Below are 17,629 nucleotides of genomic sequence, written 5' to 3'. Positions count from 1 at the left end.
GCGGTTTGGGTTATAATCAATGGAAAGCCGGAAGAGGCGCATTGAGTATGAGGTGGGGGGATGTCGGTGAAGCAGTTGTCGGAGCAGATCGAGCGGTATGCCGGGCAGTACCGGAGACTCAAGGAAGACCCGGAGTTCGCGGCGGAGAGGGCGCTGCCCGGGCGGGCCTATTTCCTGGATGATGGCGAAATCCTGTCGCTCCCCCGCGACGACGGGGACTGCCGTTACCCCTACGGGGAGAGCGGCTGCAATTTTTGGGCCTATACCTCCGGTGCCATGCATTGCAACGACGGCTTGTTCGCGCCCTTCCTGCGGGCCGCCGAGGGTCAGGAGCCCAGGATCGCCTTTTTCGCGGGGGTTCCCCGGGCAGGCGGCGGGTATGCGCGGGTGCCGCTGTTGGGAGTGCCGCTGCTCGACGAGGAAGCGGCGCTCGGCGTCGAGCGCTATACGGTCTTTGCCCGAAACGCCGCCTATTACCTGACGGAATGGGCGGACTTCCGCTGCGCGGTCCGGGTCCTGGTCCGGCCCGGGCGGGAGATCATCTTCACCCTCTGCGCCCGGAACGGCGCGGAGCGAGCCCGGAGCCTCTATCTCTCCTCTTTCCTCAACCCCTTTCTGGCGCATGACATCTATGAGAATGCCGAATACCGCTGGTTCCGGGAGGTGCGGGTGGCGGAACCCCCGGCCGGCCGGGACGGGCTGGCCAGTTTTTTGATCACTGTCAATGAGGATCTCAGCCGGACCCAATCGCGCTCCAACTACGGCGTGATCCGCCGCCGCCTCACCCTGGAGCCGGGCAGCAGCCTGATCCGGCACGAGGAGACGGCTTCCCGCTATCAATATGTCGGCGGGATCCGGGGCAACCTCAATGTCTCGCCAGCGCTGAAGCGGGGCAGCTTCGGGGAGGCCAGACCGGTCTGCGCTTTTACCGAGGTCGGCGCGGCCGGGGACATCCTCCTGCTGGAGCTCGGCGCGGGGGAAACGGCCAGGCTGGACAGTGCCTTTTGGTACGGTTCTTCCGCGGCGGAGCGGGACGGAGTTCTGGCGCGGGCCATCGATTGCGGCGCGGTGGAAAGGGATTGGCGCCGGGCCGGGGAAGCGGAGGCCGAAAAACAGCGGGGCTTGAGCGCGGTCGTCGCGGGCTCCCGGGACGGCGCGCTGAAGGAGAAGGTGTGGAACGGCTTTTTTGAGCAGCTCAAGAAACAGGTGGAATTCTGCGCCTTGATCAAGGGCTATGTCCAGCCGATGCCCTCCTCGCTCATTGGGATCCGCGATATCTTTCAGGCCCTGGAGGGGTTGGTCTTTTGGCAGCCGGAAGCGGCCCGCGCCAAGATGCTGGAGGCGCTCCAATTCGTCCTCCCCGACGGCCGCTGCCCCCGGCAGTATTCCCTGCCGGTCGCGGAGGGCGTTCCGCCGGTCATGGATCTCCGGCCCTTCATCGATCAGGGGGCCTGGATCATCGCCGCAGTCATGACCTATCTCCGTTGCACCGCCGATTTCAGTTTCCTGGAGGAAAGCTGCGGCTATTACGAGATCGTCGACGAACGGGCCAAGACGGTGAGGCCGAGCGGCCTCCGGGACAGCGTCCTGGACCACCTGCTGAGGATCGTCGATTATCTGGTCGCGCAGATCGATGAAACGACCCACTGCGTCCACGCGCTCTATGGCGACTGGAATGACGCCCTCGACGGGCTGGGCGTGAGCCGGGACCCCGCCCGCGAATACGGGACCGGGGTGTCGGTGATGGTCACCCTCCAGCTCTACCAGAATCTCAACGACCTGATCGAGCTGCTGGAGCGGGTCGACGCCCTCGGTTTCGCCGGCGCGGTGGCGCGGTACCGCCGGATCCGGGACCGTTTGCGGACCGGGCTCTTCGAATACGCCGTGGTGAAGCGGGATGACGGCGCGCGGCGCATCTTGCACGGCTGGGGCGACGAACGCTCGTACTTGGTCGGAAGCTTCCGCGATCCGGACGGGCAATCCCGCGACAGCCTGACGGCCAATGCCTTCTGGGTGTTGTCGCAGCTGTACGACGAGGACACCGGCCTCCGCCGGACGATCCTGGAGGCTTTCCAACGGCTGGATTCCAAGTATGGGCTCAGGACCTTCGCGCCCCATTTTGAGCGGGACGCGCCGGGGGTGGGCCGGATCCCCAAGTTGCCGCCGGGCACGGCCGAAAACGGCGCGGCCTACGTCCACGCCTCGGCCTTCGGGATCATGGCCTTATTCCGGATGGGAAGTCCGAAGCAGGCTTGGGAGCAGCTGATGAAGTCATTGCCCTTCACCCACCCGGCCGTCTCCTGTTCGCCCTTTGTCATGCCCAATTCCTACGGTGATAACCGGGAGAAGCTGATCGACGGGGAATCGATGGCGGACTGGCAGACCGGCAGTTCCAACGTGATCTTCAAGACACTGCTCCGCTACGTGTTCGGGATCGAGCCTCATTTCGACGGCGTCTGGATCCAGCCCGCCGCCGGGTTGCCGTGGGAGTCCTTCGAGTTCCGGATCGCCCTCCGTTCCTGCACCCTCTCCATCCATTACCGGAACGGCGGCGCGGGCCGGCGGACCTTCTTCCTCAATGGCCGGCGGCTGGCGGGAGTCCCTGATCCGCTCCTGGGGCTGGAAAAGGCATGGCTCGCCAATGAAGAGTTTCGCTCACCCCAGCTCCATGTGCAGGTGAACGATTGACTCGGCCGCGGCACGCCACGGACACCGGGTAATTTTTTACAAAGTCCCGGCGGAGTTGGGAAGGGATAACCGGCTCTCGCGCGGAAGATCTCATTATCCGGTAATCGTAATCACTGAGGAGAACGATGGATCGTTTTTGGACCCTGGTTCGCTGGGGCGGCGTGGCGCTGACCACGGCGGTTTTCGGCGTTTTGTTCCTTTGGATCGCGACCCGCCCGGGGGCGGGCCCGGCGGCATTGGAGCTGTCCCATCTGGGGCTGATCGCCTGTTGCCTGGGCCTGGCCGGCCATATCGCGCTCATCTGGCGGGCCACCGAGCGGCAGAATAAGGAGCGGCCCGCTCCCCGAACCTGGTGGATCCTGCTCGCCTGGTTCGGCACGGCGACATTGCTCCTGCTGCCCGGCGCGCACCAGCCGGCTTCGGCCTGGCTCTTGGCGACGGCCTTGGGTTGCTCCTTGCTGGCGTTGCGTCTCCGGCAAGTCCTTTGTTTTGCCGGCTTGCTCAGCCTGGCGGCCCTGGTGAGCGATGTCTGGCTCCGGCCGCGGCCGGCCCTGGGGACCTATGCCCTGGCCGGGGTGATGCTGGCCGTCGCCGCCGGGGCGATCCGTTTCTTATATCGTGAGCTCCATCTGGCCCGGGAGGAGCTGAGCCAGCTGCGCCGGGAGGTCGGCTACCTGACTCAGACCAACGTCCGGCTGCAAAATCACGTCATCCAGGAAAAAGAGCTGCTGCTGGTGCGGGAGCGGGACCGGATCGCCCGCGAGTTTCACGACACGCTCGGCCATACGTTGACGGGACTGGTCGTCAAATTGCAAGCCATTCAGGCGTTGGTAAAAGTCGATCCGGCCCGGGCCGTCGAAGAGATCGACTCCTCCTGCGCGCTGGTCCGGGAGGCGCTGCGCGAGGCCAGGCTGGCGGTCTCGGCCCTCAGGGATCCGGTGAGCAAAGTCTCGCGCGGCCGGGCGCTCTGGACCGCCCTGTGCGAGACCTTCGCCAAGTGCACCGGCATTACCATTCAAACCGATATCGAGGAAGAGTTCGACGGGGCGGACGATGCCTTGAACGCCGTGGTCTACCGCTTCATTCAGGAAGCCCTGACCAATGCGTACCGCCACGGCGAAGCGACCCTGATCAATGTGGCGGTCTGGTGCCGGGACCGGGAGCTGCGCGTCCGGGTCTCGGACAACGGCCACGGGGTCAACCAATTGCATGAAGGGTTCGGGATTACCGGCATCCGCGAGCGGGTCACCGAATTGCAGGGGCAGGTGGGCTGGAGGAGCGAATACGGAAAAGGGTTTGATATCGCGATTGTCATTCCCTACGGCTCGGGCGAGGAACGGATCTCCTGACGGGGAAGATGGGCGGCACGGGAGCCGCGTCCGGCCGTCTCTTTTGGGCGCCGGCCGGACGGGGGCGGGAGCTGAAGAATGGATGGGTGAGCGGAATTGCCGAAAATACGAGTGCTGATCGTGGATGATCACAATGTGGTCCGGGACGGGTTGCAAACCCTGATCGAGACCCGGGCGACCGACATCGAGGTGGCCGGGACGGCGGTGAACGGACAGGAGGCCCTGGAGCTGGTGGCCCGGACCGGGCCCGATCTGGTGCTGATGGATCTGCGCTTGCCCGAATTGAACGGGGTCGAGGCCACCCGGCTCATCCGCCAGCAGCACCCCCGGGTCAAGGTGCTGATCCTCACCAGCTATGACGAGGAGAAGTTTGTGGTCGAGGGGATGAGGGCCGGCGCCAGCGGCTATCTGTTAAAGGATGTGAGCTGGGTGGAGCTGGAGGACGCCATTCGCACGGTGTACCGCGGCGGCGTGCTGATGACGCAGGAGATCGCCCGGATCCTGGTGAACCAGTCCGGGGCCAATCCGCCGAAACAAGCCGCAGACATCTCCGAAGAGGATCGCTTGAGCGACGCTATCCTCTCGGCCAAGGAGAAGGCGGTGCTGAAACTGGTGGCCCAGGGCCTGGACAACAAAGCCATCGCCAAGCAGATGTTCCTCTCCGAAGGAACGGTCCGGAACTACGTCTCCCATATCTACGAGCTGATCGGGGTCCATGACCGGGCCCAGGCGGTGGTCTGGGCCATCCGGCATCGCCTGGTGGACGACGAGTTGGCCTGAGGGGCGACGGCCGACGAGCGGCCAAGCCATGGGGAATGAATCCGGAGAAATGATTCCGGTCATATGACACGGGTCATTTTTTTTATGCAATCGATCACGGCTGAAAATGATCCCTGCCTCAAGAAGGCCCGCGCCGTTTCCGCTATAATAAGAATGGCGGCGGCCGGGGGGCCGGGCGGAAGCCTGCAACGGGCCTGCCCATCCCGGCGCGGGCTGGGCCGCCCGGCCGCGGACAATACTGGCAGTGAAGGAGACCGCTTGATGCAGAACATTGACGAGGTATTCCGGGAAAAACCCGGAGTCTGGGCGCAGACCAAACGGAAAAGCCCCTGGAAGGAGTATCTGACCGGTTATCTTTTTGCGGCGCCGTACATCATCGGAGCGATCGTCTTTTTTCTGATTCCGGCCTGCATATCGCTGTATTACTGCTTCATGGACTATAACCTGATCAATCCGGCGATGCACTGGAATAACTTCGACAACTTTTTGCGGGCGTTCCGGGAGCGGGAATTCGGACACGCGCTGTTCAACAACGTTTATTATGCTGCGCTCTACGTGCCGCTGCTGACGGCGGTCTCGCTGTTCCTGGCGATTCTCCTCAACAAATCGGTCCGCTTCTTCCGCGGCAAATTCTTAACCGGTTTGCGGGGGATCTACTTTTTTCCGTCGATCGCGCCGTGGTTCGTGGTCGCCAGCGTCTGGCTGTGGCTCTTGAACGCGGATATCGGCCCGGTCAATCTCCTCCTCGCCGGGCTGGGGCTTGAAAAAATTCCCTGGCTGGACCGGAATTCGGGCTTTCAAATCCCCGCCCTGGTCCTGGTCAATGTCTGGAAAGCCACCGGCTACATGATGTTCATCTTCCTGATCGGCCTCCAAAACATCCCCCAGGAGCTTTACGAATCGGCCGACATCGACGGGGTCAACTGGTGGCAGAAGCACCGCCACATCACCTTGCCGATGCTCTCGCCGACCACTTTCTTCGTGATCATCTACGCCACCCTGTGGGGCTTCCAGAACTTCGACCAGACCTATGTGATGGTGTTTGACCGGTTCTCCCCGGGGCAGCAGGATATCTCGCTGCCGGTGTATCTGTACACCCAGGGTTTCAAGTTTTACAAGATGGGCTACGCCTCGGTGGTCGCCTGGACGCTGTTCCTGGTCGCCGGGGGCGTGACGCTGATTCAGAACAAGTTACAGAAGCGCTGGGTTCATTATTGAGCGCCACTCTAACCGAAACAGGCGGAGGTATGCCGGAACATGAAGGAAAATCCGATTCCCATTCGGCCGGGAGACGCTTCCCGGCAAAATTCGGGCCGCGGCCCCGGCTCACGCTGTTTGAAGGGCTCGCCGTCCTTGTGGTGCTGGGCGGGGCCGCGCTGATGATCATCCCCTTCATCTGGATGGTCTCGGCTGCCTTAAAGGATTCGACCACCTTTTATAACCCGGACTGGTTCTCCCGGCCGCTCCATTGGGAGAATTTCGGCCAGATCCTGACGCGCTTGAATTTTGGCCTCTATGTTTTGAATACCCTGAAGATTACCGCCCTGGCCACCCTGGGCACTCTGGCCTCCTGCAGCCTGACAGCGTTCGCCCTGGCCCGTTTCAAGTTTCCCGGCCGGGATGCGCTCTTCGGCTTCATCCTGGTGTCGATCTTTCTGCCGAGCCAGGTGACGCTGGTGCCGACGTTCATCATCTTTAAAAACTTAGGGATCTACAATTCGCACCTGCCCCTGATCATCCCGGCGTTCTTCGGCAATGCCTTCGGCATCTTTCTGCTGCGGCAGTATTTCCTGACCATCCCCGAGGAACTGAGCGACGCCGCCAAAGTGGACGGTTGCGGGCCGTTCCGGCTCTTTTACCAGATCTACCTGCCGCTGGTCAAACCGGTGCTGATCACCCTGGCGATCCTGACCTTCCAGGGCACCTGGGGGGATATCATGAACCCCCTGATTTACCTGACCGATCAATCCTTATTCACCATGGTGCTGGGGCTGCGGCTGATCGCCAAGAGCCAGTTCCTGCCCCAGCCGCAGCTGGAGATCGCCGGCAACCTGCTGTTAATCCTGCCGGTCATGCTGATCTATCTGTTCGCCCAGCGCTATTTCACCCAGAGCATCCAGACGACCGGCATGAAGGGTTAGCCGATCGTTCCGGCAATTGTCGCATCCGATGGACGCCAATGGCTAGGAGGAGGTGGCCGCCGCCCGTTCAACCGGCTGATTTCCCGTGGTAAAAAAGAAAAGGAGCGATGGTGAGTGAAAAAGTTATTCATCGTATTGCTGAGCGCCGTCTTTTTTGGCTCGATGCTCACAGCCGGCTATGCCAAAGAGCCGGTGAAGATCCGGATCGCCTACTACGCCGATCAAAAGCCGGCCGAGAATATGGCGGGAATCATCAATGAATTCCAAAAGGCCCATCCCAATGTCAAGGTCCAGATCAGCTGGACCGACTGGGATAGCCATTACGAGAAGCTCAAGACCGAGCTGGCGGCGGGCGGCGGTCCCACCGTCTACCTGCTGGACAGCGTGTATATCCAGGGCTACGCCGGCAGGGGGCTGCTGGAGGATCTCTCCCGGCGGGTCAAGATCTTCAGCAAGGAGAAATACTCCGGCCTGGACGCGGTCAAAGATCCCCGGGGGAAGAGCTGGGCCGTTCCCCAAGGGATTCAGCTGCAGGTGTTATACTATAATAAGGATATGTTCGATAAGGCGGGCGTGAAGTATCCCACCGCCAACTGGACCACCGACGACATGCTGGCGGCAGCCAAAAAACTGACCCTCGACACCAATGGCGACGGCAAAATCGACCAATGGGGCATCTGCCTTCCCAATCACATCCGTTGGGGCTGGTACAGCCTGATCCGGACCTTCGGCGGCGATGTCATGGATAAGACCCGCACGAGGAGCACGATCAAGAAGGACCCGCGGGTCAAAGCGGCGCTGCAATTCATGCACGACACCTGGTACAAGTATAAAGTCTCTCCGACCCTGAAGGATGCCGAGGGCGTTCTCACCCCCAAGTATCATACCTATTTCGCCCGGAAGATCGTGGCCATGTGGATGGACAATTTCTCGCGGCGCATCGACAGCGATCAGGCGGGGATCAATTACGACATTCAGTTCGTGCCCAAGGGGCCCGGCCCGAAGGGCACCCGTTACAGCGCCATCGTCGCCAACAGCTGGGTTTTGAATAAGGCGGCCTTCAAAGCGGAAAAAGACGCCGGCTGGGAATTCATCAAATTCTACATGAGCGACAAGGGCCAATCGATGTACGCCGAAGGCGGCGAAGCGTTGCCGTCGAGCAAGGCGGCCTGCGCCGCGATGCTGAAGAAACTGGGCAAGCCCGAGCATAACCTGATCTATCTGGACTCGATGAAATACACCGACACCATGGGCGAAAACGCCGTCTGGGAGGAATGGTACCAAGTGGTCCAGGACGGCTTGCAGGAATACCTCACCAACCGGGTCCCGCTGGATGATTGTCTCAACAAATTGGATTCCAACCTGCAAAAAGTGTTGGACGATTGGTATAAGAAAAAGTAATTTGCCGCCCATTCCGTTAAAAACCGTTTCTGTACCGGAACGGTCCAGTTGACTCTTTAGATCAAAAAGAAACCTCGCCTCGATGGAGCAGGCGAGGTTTCTTTCGCTCGCCGCATGGACGCGATCCAATGGAATTCACCCGGATGAGCAATCAATTTGAGAGCGTCCACCGGCGGGCGATGATAGCCGTCGGCAATCTCTTATTGTGAATGAGAGAGCTCGTTCAGTCGTTGGGCAAGCTCATTTTGTGGATGAGAGAGCTTGTTTTGTGAATGAGCAAGCTTGCTCAGTCGTTGGGCAAGCTCATTTTGTGGATAAGAGAGCTCATTTTGTTAATGAGCAAGCTCGCTCAGTCGTTGGGCAAGCCCGTTTTGTGGATGAGAGAGCTTGTTTTGTGAATGAGCAAGCTTGCTCAGTCGTTGGGCAAGCTCTTTTTGTGGATAAGTGATCTAATGATTATAAAGTTAAATCCGCAAGAAAGTACGTAAGCATGATAGGGATTCGATCTAGCCTTCCTCCTCTCTCTTGGCTCTCCTCGGCGGTAATCCATCCATGGACCGCCGAGCTTGAACCTTCCTGGTTCTGGCCCGAATCGGGGAGAGTAACCACCATTCTCCGCAGCCCAAAGGCCTTTAGGCCCCGGAGCCTGGTGGTTTCCCTGCCCGATTCGGGAAGGGCCGAGGGTTAGGACCATAGACGTCCATGACTTATCCTTCAATTCCTTCCATGAGTGAGCGGAGCTAACTTGATAATCATCAGTGATCTACTTTTGTGGATAAACGGAATCGTTGAATGGGATTAATGATTTTGGCTGTGGATAAGTCGGGAAAGTGCCAGTAAACTGTGTAAAGGCAGGGGTCGGACTGATGAATCACCTGCCTCCTGCTCGATATCCCATAAGGTGCGGAGCGGATTGCACCGGGCGGGTTCCGGTCCGATCGCTTTTGTAGATTCCCAGGCTTTTGGATGGCAGCAAGGAGCGATTACGTGATGCAAATTGCATTGGGATCATGGCAACAAGGGATGCTATATTCCCAATTACGGTGATATTCTCACAAATTGCCATTGGACCGTGCTGATGGAGGCGGGAGATCAGTTTGCCGCGAACTGGCGGGAATAGAGTTGATGGTAGATCGTGCCCGCGTTGAGCAGTTCGGCGTGGGTGCCGGTCTCGACGATCGTGCCGTGGTGCAGCACCAGGATCCGGTCGGCGTTGACCACGGTCGACAGGCGGTGGGCGATGATGATGGTGGTGCGCTGGACCATCAGGCGGTCGAGCGCCTCCTGGACCAGTTGCTCCGATTCCGTGTCCAGGCTGGAGGTGGCTTCATCGAGAATCAGAATCCTGGGGCTTTTCAAGAAGGCCCGGGCGATGGTCAGCCGTTGTTTCTGACCGCCGGAGAGCAGCGCGCCCCGTTCGCCCACCTCGGTATCCAACCCCTGCGGCAGGCGCCGGATAAAATCGTAGGCGTTGGCCGCCTTGCAGGCCTCGATCACCTGGGCCTCGCTCGCCCGGGGATTGCCGTAGCGGATATTGTCGCGGATCGAGCCGCTGAAAAGGATCGGATCCTGCAGGACGATTCCGACCTGATCGCGCAGGAATTTCAGCTTCAACCGCGTCAACTCGACGCCGTCCAGCAGAATGGCGCCGGACTCCAGATCGTAAAAGCGCGGGATCAGGCTGACCAGGGTGGATTTTCCCGAGCCGCTGTGGCCGACCAGGGCGATCTTCTGGCCCGGCTCCACCGCGAAGCTGATATGGCGCAGCACCGGCTCGCCTTGGGGATAGGAGAAGCAGACATTCCGGAAATCGAGCGCGCCCGAGCAGGTTTTCGGTTCCACTGCCTGCGGCGGATCGACGATCTCCGGCTCCTCGTCGATGATCTCGAAGATCCGGTCCAGGGCGGCCATGGAATTGGCGAAGACGACGTTCAGTTCGGAGAAGCGTTGCAGGGGCAGGTAGAGCGGGTTCAAGTACAGGCCCACCGCCACCAGCTCGCCGACGGTCAGGTCGCCGTGGATCACCTGCCAGCCGCCGTAAAGGGTCACCAGCAGCGGCGCCAGGTTGGTCAGCACGCCGGTGACGGTCAGACTCAGACTGTGGTAATAGACGCTCTCCATGGTGGTGCTGAAGAGCTTCTCCGAATCCCGGTTGAACAGCTCTTCCTCGTTTTTCTCGGCGTTAAAGGCCCGCACCACCACATTCCCGGCGATCTTCTCCTGGATGGAGCCGGAGATATCGGCGATCTCCCGCTGGATCTGGCCGCTGGAGGATTTCAGCTTGCCTCCCAGCACCCGGTAGAAGTAGATATAAACCGGGAAAGTGGCCAGGGCCACCAGGGTCAGCGAGAGATCGATCCGGCAGAGGAAGTACAGTACCACGGTGAGCGAGACCGCATCCATCCAGACATTGGTCAGCGCATTGCCGACCAGGTTTTGGGCCAGACTGATGTCGCTGATCATCCGGGAGACGATCGCCCCCGATTTGTGGCGCTGAAAGAAAGAGGCCGACATCCGCAGGATCCGTTCGTACAGGTCGCAACGGAGATCGAAGACGGAACGGATGCCCGCTTTCGCGGCGGAATAATGCCGGATGTAAGTGCCGGGCACCCAGATCAGGAGGAAGATGGCGATCATGCCGCCGGTGGTCAGCCAGAGCTGATGCAGCTTGGCGGCTGTGGAAAGCTGGGGATTCAGATAGACCTGGTCCAGGAGATACCGGGTGATCTGCGGCACCAGCAAGGGAACGGTGAATTTGATGATGCCGCCGCCGATCGCCGCCGCGATGTAACCCCAGTACGGCCGGACGTAAGCCAGAAAACGCAGGAAATTGTGGGGCTTGTGGGACATGAACCGCGCCTGCCTCGAAAGTAAAATATATCTAACGAACGAAATTGCGTTCATGTTGGGTACAATATTTTAAAGTGATCTTGCAAACTCATACGTAACGAGGTTTTGCAAAAGCGTTTTTAAAATCAGACTGATCCTTGACACGGTGATTGTCTAAAAACTGACCTCTCCCCCGTCCCCCTCCCCGGCGCAGTCTTTTTGATGGTTGACTCGACGGGGAGGGGTGAATTGCCACAAATTAATGTCTATTTTTGGGCTTCATCTTTGACCTAATTTTCCGTAGTTGATCGCGTAAAGACTTACTTTTTACATAAACATTGGCCCTTGTTTCAAACGATCGACCCCTCCCCGTCGAATAAGCCCTCAAAACTTTCTGCGCCGGGGAGGGGATCGGGGAGAGGTCGCTTTTGAACTTGGTTTATCTCTCCATTGATCTCCAAGAACCTTTTTGGTTCCGGCTGCGCCGGGATAGGCTGAATTCAATTTCTAATATGCATCATGTCCCTAAAGCCGGCCATGATGGGAACATGAAGGAATATAACACTTGATATTACATCACTCTGATTGTATCATGCCGGCCAGATCTGGCAAAGCAAGATCTGCATCGTTAAGCGAAAATTGGCAAATCCCGAAGGGTTTTTGGCAAAGACATATTTTGCAGGGTTCGGGAAGCCGCCCCCCAACCCCGCGAGAATTTCCGCTAGGAATTCGGGCCGCGGCGGCGAATGATCCGGAAGAAGGTTCACCGAAACGAAGGAGGGTTATGAATGGACTATTCCGCCAATCCCGAACGGTACGGCACGATGAAATACAACCGCTGCGGCCGGAGCGGCCTGAAACTCCCCGCGATCTCCCTGGGCCTCTGGCATAATTTCGGCGGGGTCACGCTCTATGAGAACAGCCGGGCGATGGTCCGGCGGGCCTTCGATCTGGGGATCACCCATTTCGACCTGGCCAATAATTACGGACCGCCGCCCGGCTCGGCCGAAGAGAATTTCGGCCGGATTCTGAGGACCGATCTCCACGGTTACCGGGATGAGCTGATCATCTCCACCAAGGCCGGTTACCTGATGTGGCCCGGTCCTTACGGCGACTGGGGTTCCCGCAAATATCTCCTGGCCAGCCTGGATCAGAGCTTGAAACGCCTGGGCCTGGAGTATGTGGATATTTTCTATTCGCACCGGCCCGATCCGGAGACGCCGCTGGAAGAGACCATGTCCGCCCTGGATCAGGCGGTCCGGCAGGGCAAGGCGCTGTACGCCGGGATCTCCAACTACAAGCCGGCGGAAGCGCGGCAAGCCATCCGCATCCTGCGCGAACTGGGAACCCCCTGCCTGATTCACCAGCCGTCCTATTCCATGTTCAACCGCTGGGTCGAGGAGGGACTGCTGGATCTTCTGGCCGAAGAAGGGGTGGGCAGCATCGCCTTTTCGCCGTTGGCCAAGGGTTTGCTGACGGACCGCTATCTGAACGGCATCCCCGCCGATTCGCGGGCCGCCGGTTCCAGCGTCTTTTTGAAGCCGGAGGACATCACTACGGAGAAGGTGGCCAAGGTCCGCCGCCTGAACGAACTGGCGGCCAGCCGCGGCCAGAGCCTGGCCCAGATGGCCCTGGCCTGGGTGTTGCGGGGCGGCCGGGTGACCTCCGTATTGATCGGCGCCAGCAAGGTCAGCCAGATTGAGGATTGCGTGCGAACCATCGCGCGGCTCGATTTCAGCGCCGACGAGTTGGCGGCGGTCGAGGGTATTCTGCAATCGTAACCGCGGGGAGTTCCCGGCCGCGGCGACGAAACGCCCCGGGCGGATGAAAACGGCGCGTTTTTGAATACTGGGGGAGGCGTGATGGAACATCACGGCCTCCCTTTTCTGATGCGCGGGCATTCTGCACCAGGCCGCTGGGAAAAGGTTGGTGCGGATGAAACGGCGCCGGGATGCTATGCTGGGAATGGGAAGTTCCGGGTAGTGTATTATTCTCCACTAAAGTAGTGGAATGTCGGATTGTAATCGGACCCGGATGGCCTTACATTTAAAGTGATTCGTGAAAATATATTTTTTAGGAGGGGTAGTTGTGAAAAAGTGGAGTATTCTGTTGTTGATCAGCGTATTGTGCATCGGCCTGTTCAGCGGGTACGGCATGGGGGCCGGCAAATCGTTGACGGTCTATTCGTCCCATCCGGCCGACTTGATCAACCCGATTGTGAAAGAGTTTCAAGAACGGACCGGCATCACCGTTGACGTGGTCGCGGCCGGCACCGGCGAACTGCTCAAAAGGGTTCAGGCCGAGAGCGGAAATCCCTTGGGCGATGTAGTCTGGGGCGGCGGCGCCGAGTCCTTGGACGCTTTCAAGACCTATTTCCATCCCTACAAGACCAGCTCCGACAAGTTCATTCCCAAGAACAACAAGGAAAAGAAGCATTTATGGACCGGCTTTACCGGGCTGCCCATGGTCATCATGTACAACAAGAAGTTAGTGAAGACCGAGGATGTTCCCAAAGGTTGGGCCGATCTGATTCAACCGAAATTCAAAGGCAAAATCGCCTGCGCCGATCCTGCCAAATCCGGTTCCTCCTATACCACGGTGGTGACGATCCTCTCCGCTTTCGGAAAGGATAACGGCAAAGGCTGGGCCTTTATCGGCAAACTCATCAAAAATCTGGACGGCAAGATCTTATCCAGCTCGACCTCGGTTTACAAGGGAGTGGCCGACGGCGAGTACAGCCTGGGCCTCACCTTTGAAGAAGCGGCGGCCAATTACATCAAGGCCGGCGCCGATGTGGGAATCGTCTATCCGAAGGAAGGAACCTCGGCCGTTCCCGATGGCGCGGCGATCATCAAAGGCGCCAAGAACCTCGATGCCGCCAAGAAATTCATGGACTTCATCGTCAGCACCGATGTCCAGACCATCGTCACCAAGACCTTGGGCCGGCGTTCGATCCGCAATGATATTCCCGCTCCCGAGGGCTTAATCAATATGAAAGAGATCAAGCTGGTCAAGTACGACTTTGCCTACGCTTCCGAAAAGAAGGCCGAAGTATTGGCCAAGTGGAAAGACATCGTTATCGGCAAGTAAGTTCCCATATGCAACGACATGATTTGAATCATATACCCTAAGGATTCATGTCGTTGCATATAAACCAACATGAAGACAAACGATGAGGACATTTTTTGAAAAAATGTCCTCATCCGGTATCTGCGGTTTTTGATGCAAGCTAAAAGCGTTGTGGTAAACCCTGTCCGAAGGCCAGGGTGAACACAAAAGCTCAGAGAAGCAAGTGATAAAGTCGATTTTTTATCCTTTGAAAGAGTGATTTCCGAATTTGAGGACTTTATCACATGGCTTCGAAAAGCGTTGTGATAAACCCCGTCCGAAGGTCGGGGCGTTCACAAAAGCTCAGAGAAGCAAGTGATAAAGTCGCTTTAAATCTGTTGACAAGTCGAGTCGAACTAAAAAGAGACTTTATCACATGGCTTCTAAAACCGGTCAAGCAATTTCCGGCATTTTGAAAATATGCATCCGGTGGATTGAACCGCCGGAGTGGTAGGAGTGTTGCAATTGAGTTATGACGTGAACATCGCCCGCGTGGTGAAAAAATACGGACAATTCAAGGCGGTCGACGGTGTTTCGGTGGGAATTAAGAAGGGCGAATTATTCACGCTGCTGGGGCCCTCCGGATGTGGCAAAACCACGCTGCTGCGGATGATCGCCGGGTTCAATTCCATCGATGAAGGGGAGATCTCCTTCGACCAGACGGTCATCAACGATATCCCGGCCCATAAACGGAATATCGGGATGGTCTTTCAAAACTACGCCATCTTCCCCCACATGTCGGTCTTTGAGAATGTCGCTTATGGGCTCAAAGCCCGCAAACTGGGTTCGGCCGAAATCGCCAAACGGGTGGAGGAAGCCCTGGATCTGGTGCAGATCGGGAATTTCCGCGACCGCCAGCCGGCGCAGCTCTCCGGCGGGCAACAGCAACGGGTCGCGCTGGCCCGGGCGGTGGTCATCCACCCCGGCATCCTGCTGATGGACGAACCCCTGAGCAACCTGGACGCCAAACTGCGGATCCAGATGCGTTCGGTCATCAAGAAACTGCAACGGAGCCTGAACATCACCACCATTTACGTGACGCATGATCAGGAGGAGGCCCTGGCCATCTCCGACCGGATCGCCGTCATGCGCAACGGCCGGATCGAACAACTGGACGGGCCGCAGCAGATCTACGAACAACCGGCCAATGCGTTTGTGGCCGGATTCATCGGCACCTCCAATTTCTTAGCGGCGACGCTCCTCCGGCAAGACTCGGCGCAGGGTGCCGAAGTGCTGATCGCCGGGAAGAAAAAACTGGTGTTGCCGCTCAAGCGGCCTGTGGGCAAAGAAGCGGTGGTGTCAGTCCGGCCGGAAGCACTGGAGCTCGGAGAACCGGCCGCGGACGAGTTGAACGGCGAGATCATTCTTGCGACCTTCTTGGGCGATTATATCAATTATGAAGTCGCCTTGGACAACGGCCAGAGCATCGAGGTCAACGAGTTTGCCAAGGAAACGTTGCGGGTGCGGGAGGCCGGCGAAAAAGTGGCCGTGCGCTTCCAGCCCGCCAAGATTCATTTGTTTGAGGGAACCGTGAAGGAGGCCTCGGCATGAGCGTCAACCAACCGGTCACCGCGAACTCCTGGCAACGGTTTTGCCGGGGTCGCAAGCTCGATTTTTGGACCGTGGTCATCGGGATCGCCTTTGTGACATTGGCTTTGTTCCTGGTCTTTCCCTTCTCCTCGACGGTTTTGCGGAGTTTCATGACCGAGTCGGGGAAGCTCTCGTTCGAGCACTATATCGATTTCTTCCGGCTCCCTTATTATTACCGGACGCTGTTCAACAGCCTGTCGGTCTGTGTGACCGCCACGATCCTGGCCAGCCTGGTGGGCCTGCCCCTGGCTTATATCACTGCGCGGTTTAATGTCTGGGGCAAAAAACTGATCAATCTCCTGATCATCATGTCCTTGCTCTCGCCGCCGTTCATCGGGGCCTATTCCTGGATCTTGCTGCTGGGTCGGAGCGGACTGATCACCAAATGGGTTCAGACCTTCGGGATCGAGCTGCCGTCGATCTATGGCTGGCTCGGCATTGTCCTGGTTTTTACCCTGAAATTCACTCCTTTCGTCTACCTGTATGTCTCGGGCGCGCTCGGCAGCATCGACCGTTCGCTGGAGGAGGCCGCCGCCAACCTGGGGATGCCCAGTTGGAAACGGCTGCTGACCATCACCTTCCCGCTGATCCTGCCGACGATCCTCTCCGCGGCGCTGATGGTTTTCATGAGTTCCTTGGCGGATTTCGGAACGCCGATGCTGATCGGCGAAGGTTTCAAGGTCTTGCCGGTGCTGGTCTATGAGGAATACATGAGCGAGATCGGCGGCAACGCCGCGGTGGCCAGCACCTTGAGCGTACTGATCATTCTCTGCGCCACGGCAGTGTTGCTGCTGCAAAAATGGGTGGTCGGCCGGAAGAATTACACCATGAGCGCGCTGCGGCCGCCCGAGGTGAAGGCGTTATCCGCCGGACCCCGGCTCCTTTTGACCGCCTGCTGTTTCGCATTTTCGCTGGTGGCGGTGTTGCCTCAGATCGTGGTGGTCGTCACCTCCTTCTTGAAGACCAACGGGCCGATCTTCGTGCCCGGATTCAGCCTGGAGAGCTATACCACCATCATGTATAAGCTCTCGCGCAATATCGCCAATACCTATGCCTACGCAACGATCGCCATCATCATCATGGTTTTGGGCGGCTTGCTCCTGGCGTACGTGATCGTCCGCCGCAAGTCCAAGGCCACCAACTTGCTGGATATCCTGATCATGTTTCCATACGTGGTGCCCGGAGCGGTGCTCGGTATCACCCTGTTGGTCGCCTTCAACAAACCGCCGCTGTTATTGAGCGGCACCTGGATGATCATGGTGGTGGCCTATGTGATCCGGAAATTGCCTTACACCATCCGTTCCAGCGCCGCCATCCTGTATCAGATCGATCCCAGCATCGAGGAGGCCTCGATCAATCTGGGCGTCTCGCCGATGAAGACTTTCTTCAAAACCACCGCCCGGCTGATGGCGCCCGGCGTCTTCTCCGGAGCCATCCTGAGCTGGGTGACGACCATCAATGAACTGAGCTCGAGCGTGATGCTGTATACCGGCAGGACCGCCACCATTTCCGTGGCGATCTATACCGAGGTCGTGCGGAACAGTTTCGGAACCGCGGCCGCGCTGGCCTCGATCCTGACCTTCACGACCATCATCTCCCTCTTGATATTTTACCGTTTTTCCGGCGGGAAAGAGATCTCGCTATAAAACTGGCAACGTAGACTGCGGTTTCTGTGATGTCGCGGCTGGGACGGGATTCCGGCCGCGCCGTCCCGGAGCGACGGCGGCCCAAAATTAGACTATG

Annotated in this window: 11 protein-coding genes; 10 read left to right on the top strand and 1 reads right to left on the bottom strand. The window is 58.7% G+C overall.

Annotation, left to right across the window (positions count from 1 at the left end; all coding sequences use genetic code 11):
- The first annotated feature begins 66 nt into the window (after positions 1–66).
- The 6 genes from EDC14_RS14400 (at position 67) to EDC14_RS14375 (ending at position 8,359) form a co-directional block, all read left to right on the top strand.
- Complete coding sequence (locus EDC14_RS14400) at positions 67–2,688, top strand: GH36-type glycosyl hydrolase domain-containing protein (RefSeq protein WP_243662938.1); 2,622 nt, start codon at positions 67–69, stop codon at positions 2,686–2,688.
- Between the two features lie 125 nt (positions 2,689–2,813).
- Positions 2,814–4,037: a sensor histidine kinase gene (locus EDC14_RS27585; protein WP_132015000.1), complete on the top strand. Its 1,224-nt coding sequence runs from the start codon at positions 2,814–2,816 to the stop codon at positions 4,035–4,037.
- 96 nt (positions 4,038–4,133) lie between these two features.
- The gene (locus EDC14_RS14390; protein ID WP_132014999.1) at positions 4,134–4,817 is read left to right on the top strand and encodes a response regulator; all 684 of its coding nucleotides are present in this window, start codon (positions 4,134–4,136) and stop codon (positions 4,815–4,817) included.
- Between the two features lie 261 nt (positions 4,818–5,078).
- Positions 5,079–6,035 (top strand): carbohydrate ABC transporter permease, encoded by a 957-nt coding sequence (locus tag EDC14_RS14385; RefSeq protein ID WP_165908027.1) that lies wholly within the window; start codon positions 5,079–5,081, stop codon positions 6,033–6,035.
- A 29-nt stretch (positions 6,036–6,064) separates the two neighbouring features.
- The gene (locus EDC14_RS14380; RefSeq protein ID WP_132014997.1) at positions 6,065–6,958 is read left to right on the top strand and encodes a carbohydrate ABC transporter permease; all 894 of its coding nucleotides are present in this window, start codon (positions 6,065–6,067) and stop codon (positions 6,956–6,958) included.
- Between the two features lie 114 nt (positions 6,959–7,072).
- A complete protein-coding gene (locus tag EDC14_RS14375; protein ID WP_132014996.1) occupies positions 7,073–8,359 on the top strand; it encodes an ABC transporter substrate-binding protein in 1,287 nt (428 codons plus the stop codon).
- A gap of 1,092 nt (positions 8,360–9,451) precedes the next feature.
- On the opposite strand, the gene EDC14_RS14370 is transcribed toward EDC14_RS14375, so the two are convergent.
- A complete protein-coding gene (locus EDC14_RS14370; protein ID WP_165908026.1) occupies positions 9,452–11,209 on the bottom strand; it encodes an ABC transporter ATP-binding protein in 1,758 nt (585 codons plus the stop codon).
- Positions 11,210–11,976: 767 nt separating this feature from the next.
- Between EDC14_RS14370 and mgrA the strand changes: the two genes are divergently transcribed.
- The 4 genes from mgrA to EDC14_RS14350 all read left to right on the top strand — a co-directional run bounded on the left by mgrA (position 11,977) and on the right by EDC14_RS14350 (position 17,532).
- Entirely contained in the window at positions 11,977–12,969 is a 993-nt protein-coding gene (mgrA, locus tag EDC14_RS14365) for an L-glyceraldehyde 3-phosphate reductase (RefSeq protein ID WP_132014994.1), read from the top strand.
- 307 nt (positions 12,970–13,276) lie between these two features.
- The gene (locus EDC14_RS14360; protein ID WP_243662937.1) at positions 13,277–14,278 is read left to right on the top strand and encodes an ABC transporter substrate-binding protein; all 1,002 of its coding nucleotides are present in this window, start codon (positions 13,277–13,279) and stop codon (positions 14,276–14,278) included.
- Positions 14,279–14,761: 483 nt separating this feature from the next.
- On the top strand, positions 14,762–15,847 hold the full coding sequence (locus EDC14_RS14355; protein ID WP_132015028.1) for an ABC transporter ATP-binding protein: 1,086 nt from the start codon (positions 14,762–14,764) through the stop codon (positions 15,845–15,847).
- Positions 15,844–17,532, top strand: coding sequence for an ABC transporter permease (locus EDC14_RS14350; protein ID WP_132014993.1), 1,689 nt, complete (start codon positions 15,844–15,846; stop codon positions 17,530–17,532). The genes EDC14_RS14355 and EDC14_RS14350 overlap by 4 nt, the downstream gene beginning before the upstream one ends.
- The last annotated feature ends 97 nt before the right edge of the window (positions 17,533–17,629 follow it).

It is taken from the genome of Hydrogenispora ethanolica (assembly GCF_004340685.1).
Classification (GTDB): Bacteria; Bacillota; UBA4882; order UBA8346; family UBA8346; genus Hydrogenispora; species Hydrogenispora ethanolica.
Note: the sequence above shows the minus strand (reverse complement) of the source record. Positions and strands in the feature narration are given on the sequence as shown.